Annotated in this window: 12 protein-coding genes and 1 tRNA gene; 3 read left to right on the forward strand and 10 right to left on the reverse strand. The window is 61.4% G+C overall.

Annotation, left to right across the window (positions count from 1 at the left end):
* Positions 1–502 precede the first annotated feature (502 nt).
* Positions 503–1,036 carry a gamma carbonic anhydrase family protein gene (locus ACUN9V_RS17745; protein ID WP_075560760.1) on the reverse strand — a complete coding sequence of 178 codons (534 nt, stop codon included), beginning with the start codon at positions 1,034–1,036 and terminating at the stop codon, positions 503–505.
* Between the two features lie 79 nt (positions 1,037–1,115).
* Positions 1,116–2,456 (reverse strand): sodium-dependent transporter, encoded by a 1,341-nt coding sequence (locus ACUN9V_RS17750; RefSeq protein WP_445512335.1) that lies wholly within the window; start codon positions 2,454–2,456, stop codon positions 1,116–1,118.
* 223 nt (positions 2,457–2,679) lie between these two features.
* On the opposite strand from ACUN9V_RS17750, the gene prlC reads away from it, so the two are divergent.
* Both prlC and ACUN9V_RS17760 read left to right on the forward strand, forming a co-directional pair.
* Positions 2,680–4,731: an oligopeptidase A gene (gene prlC / locus ACUN9V_RS17755; protein WP_445512336.1), complete on the forward strand. Its 2,052-nt coding sequence runs from the start codon at positions 2,680–2,682 to the stop codon at positions 4,729–4,731.
* Positions 4,732–4,790: 59 nt separating this feature from the next.
* The gene (locus tag ACUN9V_RS17760) at positions 4,791–5,048 is read left to right on the forward strand and encodes a YheV family putative zinc ribbon protein (protein ID WP_075560731.1); all 258 of its coding nucleotides are present in this window, start codon (positions 4,791–4,793) and stop codon (positions 5,046–5,048) included.
* A 31-nt stretch (positions 5,049–5,079) separates the two neighbouring features.
* On the opposite strand, the gene ACUN9V_RS17765 is transcribed toward ACUN9V_RS17760, so the two are convergent.
* The 5 genes from ACUN9V_RS17765 to ACUN9V_RS17785 form a co-directional block, all read right to left on the reverse strand.
* The gene (locus ACUN9V_RS17765; protein WP_445512337.1) at positions 5,080–5,742 is read right to left on the reverse strand and encodes a haloacid dehalogenase type II; all 663 of its coding nucleotides are present in this window, start codon (positions 5,740–5,742) and stop codon (positions 5,080–5,082) included.
* 84 nt (positions 5,743–5,826) lie between these two features.
* The gene (locus ACUN9V_RS17770) at positions 5,827–6,498 is read right to left on the reverse strand and encodes a metal-dependent hydrolase (protein ID WP_445512338.1); all 672 of its coding nucleotides are present in this window, start codon (positions 6,496–6,498) and stop codon (positions 5,827–5,829) included.
* A gap of 169 nt (positions 6,499–6,667) precedes the next feature.
* Positions 6,668–7,201 (reverse strand): superoxide dismutase [Cu-Zn] SodC, encoded by a 534-nt coding sequence (gene sodC / locus ACUN9V_RS17775; protein WP_445512339.1) that lies wholly within the window; start codon positions 7,199–7,201, stop codon positions 6,668–6,670.
* Positions 7,202–7,384: 183 nt separating this feature from the next.
* Positions 7,385–8,221, reverse strand: a complete 837-nt coding sequence (metF, locus tag ACUN9V_RS17780) for a methylenetetrahydrofolate reductase [NAD(P)H] (protein WP_445512340.1) — start codon at positions 8,219–8,221, stop codon at positions 7,385–7,387.
* A 324-nt stretch (positions 8,222–8,545) separates the two neighbouring features.
* Entirely contained in the window at positions 8,546–9,529 is a 984-nt protein-coding gene (locus ACUN9V_RS17785; RefSeq protein WP_445512341.1) for a cation diffusion facilitator family transporter, read from the reverse strand.
* A gap of 221 nt (positions 9,530–9,750) precedes the next feature.
* On the opposite strand from ACUN9V_RS17785, the gene ACUN9V_RS17790 reads away from it, so the two are divergent.
* Positions 9,751–10,296, forward strand: coding sequence for a ferritin-like domain-containing protein (locus tag ACUN9V_RS17790; protein WP_445512342.1), 546 nt, complete (start codon positions 9,751–9,753; stop codon positions 10,294–10,296).
* Positions 10,297–11,120: 824 nt separating this feature from the next.
* On the opposite strand, the gene ACUN9V_RS17795 is transcribed toward ACUN9V_RS17790, so the two are convergent.
* From ACUN9V_RS17795 to selA, 3 genes are all read right to left on the reverse strand, one after another.
* A tRNA-Sec gene (locus ACUN9V_RS17795) sits at positions 11,121–11,216 on the reverse strand.
* 30 nt (positions 11,217–11,246) lie between these two features.
* Complete coding sequence (selB, locus tag ACUN9V_RS17800; protein WP_445512343.1) at positions 11,247–13,217, reverse strand: selenocysteine-specific translation elongation factor; 1,971 nt, start codon at positions 13,215–13,217, stop codon at positions 11,247–11,249.
* Positions 13,214–14,680, reverse strand: coding sequence for an L-seryl-tRNA(Sec) selenium transferase (selA, locus tag ACUN9V_RS17805; protein WP_445512344.1), 1,467 nt, complete (start codon positions 14,678–14,680; stop codon positions 13,214–13,216). Before selA ends, selB begins: the two co-directional genes overlap by 4 nt.
* Positions 14,681–14,735 lie beyond the last annotated feature (55 nt).

A 14,735-nucleotide genomic window follows, 5' to 3' on the forward strand; every position in this document is an offset into this window, starting at 1 on the left:
AGCGGACCAAACTTGGTTCAAGGTCAAACGAATCTTGACGAGTCGCTTGCCTCGATATGTCGTGACTGGCTGTCACGCGAGAACAAGCGCCCACATCAATTACCTGATCGATTGTTAAAGAGCGTCCTTACTTGAAGCGCTTTGCTTCTGCCGTCAAACCCAAGTGCTTGTCAGCGCTTGTTTTCTGGGCCGCCGTAAGGAGTGGCGTATTTTAAGGATCTGGGTGAGGATGTCAACGTCTTTCTTGTCGAATCCTGCCTGGCACCGTTGCTGCTTAGCGGTGCCGATCCTTGAAGAACTGGGAAGCAATCTTACCGACTTCGCCGCCTTGCGTCAACCGATTTATTCAATCAAATCAAACGCTTGGAATTCTTCTCGCTGTCTCCGAAAACCTCTCTCGGTGGCAGCGGATGCGTACTTTACGGACCCGCCGCCGAGTTGGCAAGCCCCTGAGTCGAAAAAAGTGAAATCGATGGGAGGAGCCTGTCGCGATACATCCCCATCACTCGCCGGACAGGTGTTGATCCTTCAGCTTGACGTAGTTACCCGCGGTATAGCTGAAGAATTCGCGCTCGGCGGCCTTGAGTTCACGCAGCGGCTTGGCGGGATTACCCGCATAGACATAACCGCTTTCCAGCACCTTGCCCGGCGGTACCATGGCGCCAGCGGCAATGATCACTTCTTCCTCGACTACGACACCGTCCAGCACCACGGCGCCCATTCCGATCAGCACTCGGTTGCCGATCCTGCAGCCATGCAGCGTGGCCTGATGGCCAATCGTGACTTCGTCCCCGATCACCAGCGGATGGCCGCCGGGGTTAAAGTCGCTGGCGTGAGTGCAGTGCAGCACGCAGCCATCCTGCACGCTGGTCCGCGCGCCGATACGAATGCGATGAACGTCGCCGCGAATGACCGCCATCGGCCATACCGAGCAATCATCGCCAAGCGCAACGTCTCCCAGCACCACACTGGTGTCATCGATGAACACTCGCTCACCGAGACTGGGCGTGACGCCCTGAAAAGTTCGAACGGCCATCATGGCTACTCCTGTCGCCGGGTTATTCAGTGTGCCGGGAGCTCTCCAGGATTCTGGAAGCCACCCCAAAGCGCGTTGCCTACATCAGGCTCGTCATCAACACGACCACGGTCAGCGGAATCGAGACGTAACGTACCAGCCCTCGCCAGAGACGAAATCCGCCGGGGCTGATACCCATCGCCGCCACGGCAGCTTCCCGGGACATCCGCCACGCCGCGAAGATGGCGATCAGCAAGCCCCCGATCGGCAGAAAGATGTCCGGCGGAATGGTCGACACCAGTGTGAAGAAGTTCATCTCCCCGACCCAATGCACCTCCGACAGCGTCGAGAACGACAATACCGACAACAACCCTACCAGCCATACCAGTGATCCAATCAGAATAGCAGCCCGGCTCCGTCGCCACCCGGCCCCCACCAGCATCGACACCATCGGCTCGGCCAGGTTGATCGACGAGGTCCATGTCGCGACGAGCAGCAGCAGGAAGAATGCCCCCAGCCATATCTGGCCGCCCGGCAGTTCGCTGAAGGCGATCGGCAAGGTGACGAACATCAGCCCCGGCCCCTCGCTGGGATCGAGACCATGAGTGAACACGACCGAAAAGATGGCGATACCGGACAACAGCGCCACGGCGATATCGAGCAGCGCCACGGCGAATACCGCCTTCGGCAGGCTCTGCTCGTCGGGCATATAGGCACCGTAAGCCATCAGCGCACAGGCACCCACCGCCAATGTGAAAAAGGCATGCCCCATGGCACTGAGCACCACGCTCCAGGTGATCGCGGCAACGTTGGGGGTGAACAACCAGTGCAAGGCCGGGCCGAAACCGGGCGTCGTGATGGCGTAACCGCCGAGAACGATCAGGACGCCGTATAACAGCGGCATCATCACGTTGTTGAGCTTCTCGATGCCGTTGGCGACACCGGCTGCCACCACCGACATCGTCAACAGCATGAACAGGGTGTGATTGAAGGTCATACGCAGCGGGTCGGCCAGGAAAGCATCGAAACTCGCGCCGATCTCCTGCGGCGAGCGACCCACGAAGCTGCCGTTAACCGCACTCACCAGATACTCGATCGACCAGCCGGAGACGACCGAATAGAACGACAGGATGAAGAACACGGTGATCGCCCCGAAGAGCCCCAGCCATTTCCAGTGGCGGCTGACATCGGCTTCTTCCGCCAGGAACGCCAGCGCCTGCATCGGGCTGCGGCGGCCGGCGCGCCCGATCATGATCTCCGCCATCATCATCGGCAGCCCCAGCAGCAGCACGAACACGATATAGAGAAGCAGAAACGCCGACCCGCCGTTCTCGCCGGTCATGTACGGAAAACGCCAGATATTGCCCAGACCGACGGCTGCACCGGTAACCGCCAGAATAAAAGCTCGGCGGGACTGCCAGCGCTCCAGAGTTTCACTCATTAGTGAGGACCTTTATCGAACGGGTTGCGGCCGCCGGCGACAAGCGAATTGCCAGGTGCGCGGCTGGCGCGAAAGCGCGGAGAGCCTATCAGGCCGCTGGCGAGGGGCCAATCGAGCGAAGCCTCCCCCGCTGAATCGTTGAAACCGGGATGGCGATCCGGATTGAAACCGGCTTCGGCTCCCCCCATATAGCAAGGCATCGATTTCTTCGTCCGAGGTGACCATGTCGAATAATCCGCTGCTCGAGCATCATACCCTGCCGCCATTCGAAGCGATTCGTGCCGAACACGTCGTTCCGGCCATCGAAAAAATCATTGCCGACAACCGGCAGGCCATCGAGACGCTCGCCCAGCAGCAGGATGTGAGCTGGCAGTCGCTGGCCGCGCCGCTGGAAGCACTCGACGACCGCCTTTCCCAAGCCTGGTCACCGGTTTCCCACCTCAATTCGACGATGAACAGCGATGCGCTGCGCGACGCCTATCAGCATTGTCTCGCCATGCTCTCCGAGTACAGCACCTGGGTCGGTCAGAACACTGCGCTATTCCAGGCTTTCGAGCGACTCCACCAGAGCGACGAATTCAGCGCACTCGATGCGGCGCAGCGCAAGGCAATCGATAATACCCTACGCAACTTCCGTCTGGCGGGCGTCGATCTGCCGGCCGCCGAAAAGAAACGCTATGGGCAGATCCAGGCGCGCCTGTCGGAACTGGGCAACACCTTCTCCAATCAGCTACTCGATGCCACGCAGTCCTGGCACCGCGACTTCGATGATGCCGAACGTCTGACCGGCTTGCCGGAAAGCGCGCTGGAGATGCTGAAGGCCAACGCCGAAGCCAAGGGTGTTTCCGGTTATCGCATCACTCTGGACGTTCCCAGTTTTCTGCCGGTCATGACGTTTGCCGAGGATCGCGAGCTGCGTCGCGAGGTCTACACCGCCTACGTGACGCGCGCCTCCGATCAGGGCCCCAAAGCGGGCGAAAACGACAACGCACCCGTGATCGAGGAGACGCTGGCACTGCGCCAGGAGCTGGCGAAGCTGCTCGGCTTCGACACCTACGCCGACTATTCGCTGGATACCAAGATGGCCGAAAGCCCCGAGCAAGTGCTGGGCTTCCTCGACGATCTCGCCGAACGCGCCCATCCTCAGGCGCAGCAGGAGTTCAACGAACTCGAAGCCTATGCCAAGGAGACGCTCGGTCTCGACGCCCTGAAGCCATGGGACACCGCTTTTGCCAGCGAGAAGCTGCGTCAGGCACGCTACGATATTTCACAGGAACAGCTGCGCCCCTATTTTCCGGCGCCGCGAGCCGTCGAAGGACTGTTCAGCGTCACTGACAAGCTTTACGGGATCCGCATGGCGGAAAACCCGGAAGCGCCAAGCTACCACCCCGATGTCCGCTACTTCGACGTGCTCGACGGCGACCGGCCGATTGCCGGCTTCTACCTCGATCTGTACGCCCGGGAGGGCAAGCGAGGCGGGGCCTGGATGGATGTCTGCCGAACGCGTCTCCAGCGCGAAGACGGCGAACTGCAACTGCCGGTCGCCTATCTGACGTGCAACTTCACCCCACCGGTCGCCGGCAAACCGGCCCTGCTGACTCACGATGAAGTGCTGACACTGTTCCACGAATTCGGCCACGGTCTGCACCACATGCTGACCCGACAGACGGTCGCGGACGTCTCCGGCATCAGCGGTGTCGCCTGGGACGCCGTCGAATTGCCGAGTCAATTCATGGAAAATTTCTGCTGGGAACGCGAGGGTCTCGACCTGATCGCCGGCCATGTCGACACGGGCGAGAAGCTGCCCGACGAACTACTGGACAAACTGCAGGCCGCACGAAATTTCCAGTCGGCGATGCAGATGATGCGCCAGCTGGAGTTCTCGCTGTTCGATTTCCGGCTGCATCACGAATATCGCGAGCCCAGTTCCGCCGACATACAGGCGTTGCTCGACGACGTTCGCGCCAAGGCCTCAGTCGTTCCCACGGTCGATTTCAATCGTTTCCAGAACGGATTTGCCCACATCTTCGCCGGGGGCTATGCCGCCGGCTACTACAGCTACAAATGGGCCGAGGTGCTCTCCGCGGATGCCTACAGCGCCTTCGAGGAAGCCGGGATTTTCGATGCCGAGACGGGTCGTCGTTTCCGCGAAACGGTTCTCGAACAGGGCGGATCGCAGGAAGCGGCAGAGCTGTTCCAGGCCTTCCGAGGCCGCGAGCCGAGCATCGACCCCTTGTTGCGCCATTCCGGCATCGAACCGCGCCGCGTCGCTTAGACACCCGATGCCTCGAGCGGATGCCCACCGGCATCCGCTCATCAATTTTGAGGTAACTCATGCCCCAGACACCCAAGCGTTTCATCGCCGGCGCGATCTGCCCGCGCTGTTCCGCCATGGACCGCATCCGCTCGTGGGAACAGAACGGCATCCGCTATCGCGATTGCGTGAGCTGCGACTTCTTCGAACAGCTGCCGATCGAGGACGATACGATTCCCGAAGTGCCCACCCGGGTCAATCAGCCTCGGGAACGCCAACGACCGGCCAGCGAGGAGATCACGCCGGTACGCATTCTCGATCCCAAGAAGCCGCACTGATCGTGGTATTCATCGTGGCATTCAGCCCGCGTCAGGCAGAGACGACTCGCTCGACCAGTTGAACAAGATGGTCGTCCTGCCAATCCGGCACGCCCTCGATCTTCGGATCCATCGCCTTGCCTGGCCGCGCGATGAAACCGGTGCGCAGGCCGGCGGCATGGGCACCGACGAGATCCCAGCTGTGGGCGGCAATCATCACCATCTCGCGGGAATCCACCGCCCAGTGGTCTGCCGCGTGCTGATAGGGCTCCGGCGACGGTTTGTATCGTTCGACGCTCTCCACGCTGAGAATGGCATCGAAGTAGTCGGTCAATCCGGCATGCGCCAGCTGCTGGTGGGCGGCCTTCAGCGCGCTGTTGGTCAGAGCGGTCAGCGTGTGCCCCTGATCACGTAGTGTCGCCAGCGCCGTCGCGGCATCGCCGTGGGCGGGCATCGTGAGAATACCCTCGATCAACGCCTGCTCGTCGGCGGTCGAGATCGAGACGTCATGTTTGGCCCCGAGCTGGCGCAAGGCGCTCTTTGCCAGCTCGGCGAAGGGCTCGAAACGACCGATCAGGTTGGTCGTCATCCACGCCTCCTGGAGCGTCAGAAACCACTCCGGGCGATGCCCGTCCTGACCGAACCAGCGGCGGAACAGGGGATCGAGTGAACTCGTGTCGAGCAGCGTTTCATTGACGTCGAATACCAGATGCATCAAGACCTCCGGGTCACTGGAGAGAACGTTTCAAAGGCGGAAAGGGCTTCAGTGTAGAGTCCCGTTACGGATCGCGCCCGCCGCTCAGTGCCAGAGTGCCAGGCCCTGAGCAACCACCTGGCGTAGCGCCGTTAACGAGGGCAACCAGCTGAGCAGGTGCGCCGACACCAGCGCCAGCATCAACGCGCTGCCCGGCGCTCGCCAGCTGAAGAGCTTGAGCGCCGTGCCGAACGAGCGTTTGAACCGCGCCCCGGTGAGATCGACGCTGTAGCATTCGTCCAGCGTCAGATGGGTGACGAATCCCAGCGTCAACGCCAGTCCGTGGATCCAGGCCAACCGCTCCGACTGCCCCAGGACGGAAAAGCTGATCGCCGCCGTCGAGAGACCGCTGACGATCGCCGCCAGCAACGAGTGCCAGAGCCCGCGATGGACGGTAAAGCGAGAAAACAGGGCGCCGGCCAGATAGCGCATGCCGAAGTAGGCGCCCCCGCAGGCAGCGAAAAGATAGGCCGGGGTGACCCGATGCTGGAGAATCAGCACCGCCACGATGACGGCGACGACCGCCAGAATATTGAAGATCAGGCGAATGGCCTGGGACTGGTCCGCATCGATGTCCGGCAGAATCCCGCCGAATGCCACGAGCAGGGCCACCGCCAACGCTTGCCAACCGTTCCACTGCCCTGCCTGCCAACCGGCCTGGGCAACCGCTGCTCCCCCGACGCTCGCCACGCCGAAGTGAGTTCGAAAATTGGCCATCGGCCCGAGCGCCCCATAACTGGATAAATAAACAGATTATGGCGCGATAGCCGTTCTTAAAACAATAGCTTACGAATAATGAATCCGAGTGCCGGCTTGGCTCGAGCTAAAAACGGCCCTGCCGATGACAGAGCCGTCCTGGAACACACGAATCTTGCGGGTAGACGTATCAGCTGCCTTCGATAACCCCACAGGCTACGCGGCTGCCGCCGCCGCCAAGCTTGGGTTGGTCGGAGTAGTTATCGCCCCCTTCATGGATCATGAAGGCATGACCGCTCAAGTCAGACTCCTTCAGCCGGGGAGCCAAGACTGGCGTGGTGGCATTGCCGTCCTCGTCGACCATCAGCGCGGGAAGATCGCCGAGGTGGCCTTCATCACTGTAAGGCCCTTGGTGAGTGCCGGTTTCTTCTGGATCGAAATGGCCTCCAGCCGCGCCGGCCGGCGTCACCTCACCGTCACTCTTGCTCGTCTCGCAGCTGGCGTTCTGATGAAGGTGGAATCCGTGAATTCCGGCATTCAGATCGGAGAGATCCGGGGTCAGCAACAAGCCGTGATCGGTATCTTCGGCCATTACGGTGCCAACGCTATCACCGACACCGTCCTTGGAAACCGAATGCATCTCCACGCGGGTCTGCGCCTGGGCTGCAGCGCTCATGGTCATTGCCAGACTGGCGCCGAGCGCCAATAGTGTCTTCTGTCGCATCTCGTTCTCCTGTCCGTGGTGAATCTCGCTGCAAAATAGACTGTCGGCAAGATCCTGCTCAACGCCGATTCCGGCGCTGGCTCCTTTCAACCTAGCCAATAGCCGCCATGAACGCGAACGGGCCAGCGCCTGGAGCGCTGACCCGTTTTCTTTGCCTATCGAGCCCCGCGAGCGGGGACCGGGTCAGGACAGATTGTCGAGCACCCTCAGGGTAGGAGCCGACTGATTGAGCGTGTAGAAATGCAGCCCCGGCGCGCCGCCATCCAGCAGCCGCTGGCAGAGATTAGAGACCACATCGGTGCCGAAATCCTGGATGCTCTCACTATCGTCGCCATAGGACTCGAGCTGTTTGCGAATCCAGCGCGGAATATCGGCGCCGCAAGCATCGGAAAACCGGGCCAGCTTGGTGTAATTGGTGATCGGCATGATGCCCGGCACGATCGGCGTCTCGATCCCCATCCCACGCACACGATCCACGAAATGAAAGTAGGCGTCGGCGGTAAAGAAGTACTGCGTGATCGCCAGATCGGCCCCCGCCCTCGCCTTGCGGGCGAAGTTTTCCAGATCCCGCTCGAAACTCGGCGCCTGAGGGTGGGCTTCCGGGTAGGCTGCCACGGCGATCTCGAAATGGTCGCCGGTTTCGGCTCGGATGAACTCAACGAGCTCGTTGGCGTAGCGCAGCTCGCCGGCACCGCCCATACCCGACGGCAGATCACCGCGCAGCGCTACCAGGCTATCGATCCCCTCTTCACGGTAGGTCTGCAGCAGCTCTCGCAGCGCACTCTTCTCGCTGCCGATACAGGAGAGATGCGGTGCCGTGTTCACGCCGCTGCGCCGAACCTTATTGACGGTGTCGAAAGTGCGCGCCTGGGTGGAACCCCCAGCGCCGTAGGTGACGGAAAAAAAGCGCGGGCTGCGTGCGGCCAGCGCGTCACGCACGCCACCGAGTTTCTCTCGCCCCACATCGGTGTTGGGAGGGAAGAATTCGAAGCTGATGCCCAGCGATGGCTGCGTGCTCATGAGCGATACTCTTTTCGATACTAGCCGGTTTCGATACTAGCCGGCGTGGCGCTACGCCGGCCGAGTGCGCCGTCCCCGATCGGACCCTGCCGGCAACGACCACCAGTGATGAATTGAAGACTGAATAACGTCGATTTTGCCTGCACCGGCCGGCGACAGCCAATGAAACTTTCCCGGCCGATCATGAGTCCCGGTCACCCTGGGGCCGCGGGCGCCCTCTCGCGATCGCTCATTTACGGGTGTGTGGCCATTCACAGGTATATGGCCATTCACAGATATATGGCCACTCACAGGTGCACGATCATTCACAGGTACACGGCCAATTCAGGGATGCACGACCATGCCGTGATTGCACTCCCCGCCGGTCAGGCAGTCCCGCGTTTCGACTTGCAGTGTCGCATGCTGAATGCCGAATCGCGTCTGCAGCACGTCGTAGGCGCGTTCGATCACGCTGTCGTGCAGTTCCGGTGCCTCGATGACCAGATGGACGCTGAGCAGGGGATCCTGCGGGGTCAGCCCCCAGACGTGAATGTCATGCAGGCCCTTGACGCCTTCGACACCGAGCAGAGCGTCACGGATCTGCGCAATATCGACCCCCTCCGGCGTGCCCTCCAGCAGCGTATGAGACGAGCGCCGCAGGATCTTCCACGCCGCGCGCAGGATCAGCGCTGCCGCGAGCATCGACAGCAGCGGATCGATCGGCATCCAGCCGGTGAGCATGATCACGATGGAGGCGACGATCGCCGCCACGGAACCCAATAGGTCGCCGATGACATGAAGGACGGCACCGCGCAGGTTGAGATTTTCCTGATCGCCACCGTGCAGAATCTTGAAGACCACGAGATTGATGAGCAGGCCGAGCACCGCAATGACCAGCATCGGTCCGGCCAACACCTCCGTCGGTTGCGTGAAGCGCTCGATTGCCGCAATCAGGATCCATACCGAAATCGCCACCAGCGTCAGACCGTTGACGAAAGCCGCGAGCACCTGGAAGCGCTGATAGCCGAAGGTACGCAACTTGTCGGGCGCCCTGTCGCCGATATAGAAAGCGAACAGCGCCAGACCCAGCGAGAAGCTATCGCTGAACATGTGCCCGGCGTCGGCCAGCAGCGCCAGGGAGCCGGAGATCCAGCCTCCGATCACCTCGGCCAGCATGAAGCCCGCGGTCAGGATCATCGCCAGCTTGACGCGTTTGGCACTATCCGCGGTCACGGTAGGCGCATGGTCGTGCGAGTGACCGTGGTCAGGGTGAGAGTGATCGTGTTCATGCGAGTGATCATGATGTCGAGAATGATCGTGGTCGGTCATGAGACCTGTCCTGCCTGGAATGTGCTCGAATCTTAGCCCAAGACACCGACGCTATTGTATTACACGGCCCCGCCATCGATATCTCTGGGCCAACTCGCGGCTATCGACTACGTTGAGATCACGACAGTGAAGCGCCGCGGCATCATGTCGATGTTGCGCGGTCTTCTTGGCGCTGCACTTATTGTCATCGCTGCACTTACTTGTCATCACGGAGGAGAAGCATGAGCGAACAGACATTCTTGACCGATATTCAGACAATTCGCGAACGTGCGCGCCAGCACATCGAGAATGGTGCGGTCACCGAAGGTTATACCGCCGATCGCGAAACGGTCATCAAGATCCTCAACGAAGCCCTGGCCACCGAGATTGTCTGCGTGCTGCGCTACAAGCGTCATTATTACATGGCAGACGGGCTCAGTTCGAGCATCGCCAAGGACGAGTTTCTAGAGCATGCCCAGGAAGAGCAGCAGCACGCCGACCAGCTGGCCGAACGGATCACCCAGTTGGGCGGTGCTCCCAACTTCTCACCGGAGGGGCTGCTGAGTCGCTCGCACTCCGAGTACGCTGAAGGAGAAACGCTGGAGGAGATGATCAAGGAAGATCTGATCGCCGAGCGCATCGCCATCGACAGTTACCGCGAGATCATCAACTACCTTGGCGACAAGGACCCGACATCGCGTCGGGTGATGGAAGATATTCTTGCCCAGGAAGAAGAGCATGCCGACGATATGGCGTCACTGCTCGAAGGCGTCAGAACCAGGACCTAGCGTCGATGCCATTCCGGCCCTCCAGCAAGCAATTCACACCCCGCAATGGCGGGGTGTCTCACCGGCTTTCGTCGAAGCGCGACGATCAACCCCCGCGGCCCGGGCGCTGGCGCCAAAGGTCCCAAGCGATACCGGATGCAATCCCGATGCCGATTCCCCAGCCCCATTCGGCCGTTGCCGCCCATACGGCGACACCGACCACAATCCCTATCAACGAACCCTGCATGTCAGTCTCACTCGCGTGATGTCCTGTGACGATGTCAACCTAAGCGTCATTGATGCTACCCGTCATCACGCCCGCATGGCCTCGCCAGACAGGCGAGACGACCCACCAGGTGCTCACGAGGATGATCACGGCGAGGGGACACCCGGTCAAGATGTGCAGAAAGAATGCGCGAAGAGAATACGAAAGACGCTCGTCACCAATGTCAACTACGTCAACTACAGCTAAAAGACCGGATTCGACAGCAACGACTTGCAGGGCGAGACGAAAAAGTCGGGGGAGAAAGCGAGAGGAAGTACAGTAATGAACGCCCACTCCCGCATTCCTTTGCGATGAGAGCCACTTGGCTAAGTGGGCAACTCAAGAATGGACCGTAAACAGCTGTCATCCAAGGTAGTTTTCGTACTTTCCCAATCGATTTTGCTAATGGCAAAACTTAAGTGTTCTTAATCATAAGCTTATAAGTGACTGACGATTCAATAAAAGATGTAACTTTTTGCAATACTTTCAAATCCCACCGGTTGACCGACATCATGCTTGTGCGAGCGTCTCGATCACTGGCAAATCAGATACGCGGCGAACGTCAACTTCTGCCCGGATATGGCGGAAGAGAGTGGGAGTCGAACCCACCAGGGACCGCTGGCAGCCCCTCCAGGAGTTGAAGTCCTGTCGCCCCACCGGGGAACGATTCTCTTCCAGGGCTTCGACTCGTGAAAGTCGAACTCCATCAGTCGAATAGCATATCGCCTCGGATCACCTTGTGACTATCTCCGATTCGCCGGGTGAAGCCCACACGATCGAAAAACTCGAGTATCGCGACGGCCAATTTCCGCCCGCAGCCGATATCGTCACGGAAATTCGAGGCAGTCGCACCGACCGACGAACAGGCATCGAGCTCGCGAACCCGGTCAGCCAGTTCGGCCACGTGAAATGCCAGAAAGAAATGATCGTGGCGCAACTGATAGACCTCCCCCAGCAGTGCCGCGTTATGCAGCAGCCCTCGCGTTTCGCGCTCATCCCACGCGAGCCGTTGCGCAATATCGCGCACCCGCGGCGGCTCGAACGGGGAGGCTGCCAGCTGGGGGCGCACGAGCTCCCAACGCGCCAGATCCGCTTCCGCCATTGTGGCGCGGTGCGTCGTCAGCGCCACGAAAGGGCCGTGTTGCACGATCGCTCCCAGAGCGATCCATCGTTCCAGCAACGGTCGAAATAGATCGGGCGGCAGGCGCGGCGCACTCATTCGACGCAGCCGGTCGATCTCCGCCCCTCGCATGGCGGGCTCCTGATCGTGGATGGCCGTCAGGCAGTTCAGGACCTGGTCGTACAGCGACATCAATGCCGATTCCGGGAAAGCGAAGCGGGTGGCGCGATTCGCGATCACCTGCCATCCGCTACGTTGCGCGGAGGCCTGCAGTGTCTCCGGCGGCAGGTCGAGATTGGCCGCCAGCGCATCGAGATCGATACCCTCTCCATCATCGATATTCGCCCACAGCTCGTCGATCGACGGCGCTTCCGAGGCGCCGGGCAGAATCGATCGCAGCGCACTCAGCCGGCGAAGGCGCGCGGCCTTGCGGGCGCCTCGACGCGGCGGCGCGACATCCAGTACCCGGGCGCCGGCCAGCGTATGGCGAGCACCCTGATCTCGAACGACCACGATATCGCCATGGACCGTCTGAAGCGGCGAATCCAGCACCAGTTGCGCCAGCATCGTGCCATTCGCAGCCAACACCTCGCCCTCCAGCAGCGACAACCGCCCGGTGACATGCGCGCTCACATGATGCAGATGAACCGGCATCCAGTGGGTGAGTGGTGGCGTCTCGGGCAATGCCTTGAGCGTGACGTCCAGGCGGACGCGATTCTCCACATGGGAGCGCTCGGCGACGACCCAGTCACCACGTTCCAGCCGACCACGTTCGATATCGGCCCCGCTGAGATTGATGGCACAGCGATCGCCACGCTTTGCGGTTTCCACATCGCGATTCTGACAGCGCAGGCCACGTACGCGAGCCGTCAGACCCGCCGGTAGCAATTTTACCCTTTCGCCGCTCGACAGCTGGCCACTGCGTACCGTGCCCGTCACCACCACGCCGGCTCCTTGCTTGACGAAGACCCGGTCGACAGCCAGCCGGAAACGACTCGAACCGACAGGCGCCATCGCATCGGACGAATCAGCGCCGCCTTGGGAAAGGTCGCCCGCTGTCGTCCACAGCACATGTCGGAGAGCGTCTATCCCCTCTCCCGTCGTGTTGGAGAGCGGAAAGATCGGTGCCCCGGAAAACGGCGTTGCGGCCAACCACGCCCGCAGTTCCTGCGTTACCTGTGTTACGCGTGCAGGCTCGACGCGATCGGTCTTGGTCAGCGCGACCCACGCCCGAGTCACCCCCAGCAGCTCCAGAATCCGCGCATGCTCGACCGTCTGCGGCATGATGCCGTCATCGGCAGCGACCACCAGCAGCATGGCTTGAATGCCGGCAGCGCCGGACAGCATATTGGCGATGAAGCGCTCGTGACCGGGCACATCGATGAACCCCAGCGTCACGTCACCGTATTGTGGTGGCGGGTCGGGATAGGCGTAGCCCGCTTCGATGGTCAGTCCGCGTGCCTGCTCCTCCTTCAAGCGGTCGGTGGCGATCCCGGTCAGGCCCTGGATCAACGCCGTCTTGCCATGATCGACGTGACCCGCGGTGCCGACGATCATGGCATGCCATCCCACAGGGCCGGGATGTCGTCGAGCTGTGCCACGAATCGACGCTCGTCTGCCTCATCATGCAGACAGCGCAGATCCAGCCACACTGCCCCATCGTGCACCCGCCCGATCACCGGCCGCGGCAGCGCACGAAGTACATGCTCGAGACGGGATAGCTCACGACTTCCTCTGCCTCGGAGCACCAACGCGCGGCTGTCGAGCCGATCCACTGGCAGCGAGCCACTGCCCAGCTGGCTGCGACAATCCCGGCAGCCGACGTCGGCGATGCCGTCGAACGCGGCCTGCATCGGCGGCAACAGGCGCTCCGCCTGCTCGGCAATCGCATCGACACTGCGGGACAGCATCAGCAGAGTGGGGAGGGATCGTGACGGCGCGTCACTGTCCCGGTAGCATCGGAGCGTCGCTTCCAGTGCCGCCAGCGTCAGCTTGTCACAGCGCAAGGCTCGCTTGAGCGGATGCGTCTTCAAGCGATCGATCAGTTCGCGCTTGCCGACCACGATGCCCGCCTGCGGGCCGCCGAGCAGCTTGTCGCCACTGAACGTGACCAGATCGGCACCTGCCGCTATCGCCTCCGCCGGCTGTGACTCGTGCGGCAGGCCCAGCGCTCGAAAATCGGTCAATGCGCCGCTGCCCAGGTCGATCATGAACGGGATGCCGTGGTCGTGGGCGATCGTGGCGAGTTCGTGCTCAGGCACGCTGCGGGTGAATCCGGTAATCGCATAGTTGGACGTGTGTGCCTTGACGATCAGCCCGCTGTCGTCACCGAGCGCCTGGCGAAAATCCCGAGCATGGGTGCGATTGGTGGCGCCGACCTCGACCAGCCGGCAACCGGCGGCGGACATGACGTCGGGGATCCGAAAAGCACCGCCGATTTCGATCATTTCCCCGCGAGAGATCACCGCCTCGCGCCCGGCGGCGAGCGCGGTGAGTGCCAGCAGCACCGCGGCGGCGTTGTTGTTGACCACCGTCGCAGCTTCGGCCCCGGTCAACTCGATCAGCAGGTCTTCCACCAGGCGGTCGCGATCGCCGCGTCGACCCTTTTCCAGATCGTATTCCAGAGCGATGGGATGGCGCGCGGCCTGGACCACCGCCTCGATGGCCGCCTCGGAAAGCGGCGAGCGCCCCAAGTTGGTGTGTATGACCGTGCCGGTGAGATTGAAGACCGGGCGGGTATCGGGCCGGGCCAAAAGCTCGAGTCGAACGATGATTGCTGCGATCAGGCCGCTCTCTTCTGGCCGTTTTGCACCATCGACCGCGTCTTGAACACTGCCTCCAGTCGCCGAGCCCGCGCTCAAGCGCTGGCGATATTGCGCGAGCGTGTCGCGAATGGCACGTATCAGCAGGCGGTCGCCATGTCGCTGCCGCCATGGCTGCAGTTCGGCATGCTCGAGCAGCGTCGTCACCCCCGGTAGCCGGCGGCGAAGATCCGTCGATGAAGCGATCGTATCGGACATGTGTAACTCGAGGTCGCTGGCTGAGAGCTCGATTTAAGCGTCGAAGGGACTGCAA

This window comes from Salinicola sp. V024 (genome assembly GCF_052645315.1).

Bases quoted from the DNA above. Each gene is read 5' to 3' on its own strand.
- ACUN9V_RS17745 (WP_075560760.1), bottom strand. From the start codon at position 1,036: ATGGCCGTTCGAACTTTTCAGGGCGTCACGCCCAGTCTCGGTGAGCGA.
- ACUN9V_RS17750 (WP_445512335.1), bottom strand. From the start codon at position 2,456: ATGAGTGAAACTCTGGAGCGCTGGCAGTCCCGCCGAGCTTTTATTCTG.
- prlC (WP_445512336.1), top strand. From the start codon at position 2,680: ATGTCGAATAATCCGCTGCTCGAGCATCATACCCTGCCGCCATTCGAA.
- ACUN9V_RS17760 (WP_075560731.1), top strand. From the start codon at position 4,791: ATGCCCCAGACACCCAAGCGTTTCATCGCCGGCGCGATCTGCCCGCGC.
- ACUN9V_RS17765 (WP_445512337.1), bottom strand. From the start codon at position 5,742: ATGCATCTGGTATTCGACGTCAATGAAACGCTGCTCGACACGAGTTCA.
- ACUN9V_RS17770 (WP_445512338.1), bottom strand. From the start codon at position 6,498: ATGGCCAATTTTCGAACTCACTTCGGCGTGGCGAGCGTCGGGGGAGCA.
- sodC (WP_445512339.1), bottom strand. From the start codon at position 7,201: ATGCGACAGAAGACACTATTGGCGCTCGGCGCCAGTCTGGCAATGACC.
- metF (WP_445512340.1), bottom strand. From the start codon at position 8,221: ATGAGCACGCAGCCATCGCTGGGCATCAGCTTCGAATTCTTCCCTCCC.
- ACUN9V_RS17785 (WP_445512341.1), bottom strand. From the start codon at position 9,529: ATGACCGACCACGATCATTCTCGACATCATGATCACTCGCATGAACAC.
- ACUN9V_RS17790 (WP_445512342.1), top strand. From the start codon at position 9,751: ATGAGCGAACAGACATTCTTGACCGATATTCAGACAATTCGCGAACGT.
- selB (WP_445512343.1), bottom strand. From the start codon at position 13,217: ATGATCGTCGGCACCGCGGGTCACGTCGATCATGGCAAGACGGCGTTG.
- selA (WP_445512344.1), bottom strand. From the start codon at position 14,680: ATGTCCGATACGATCGCTTCATCGACGGATCTTCGCCGCCGGCTACCG.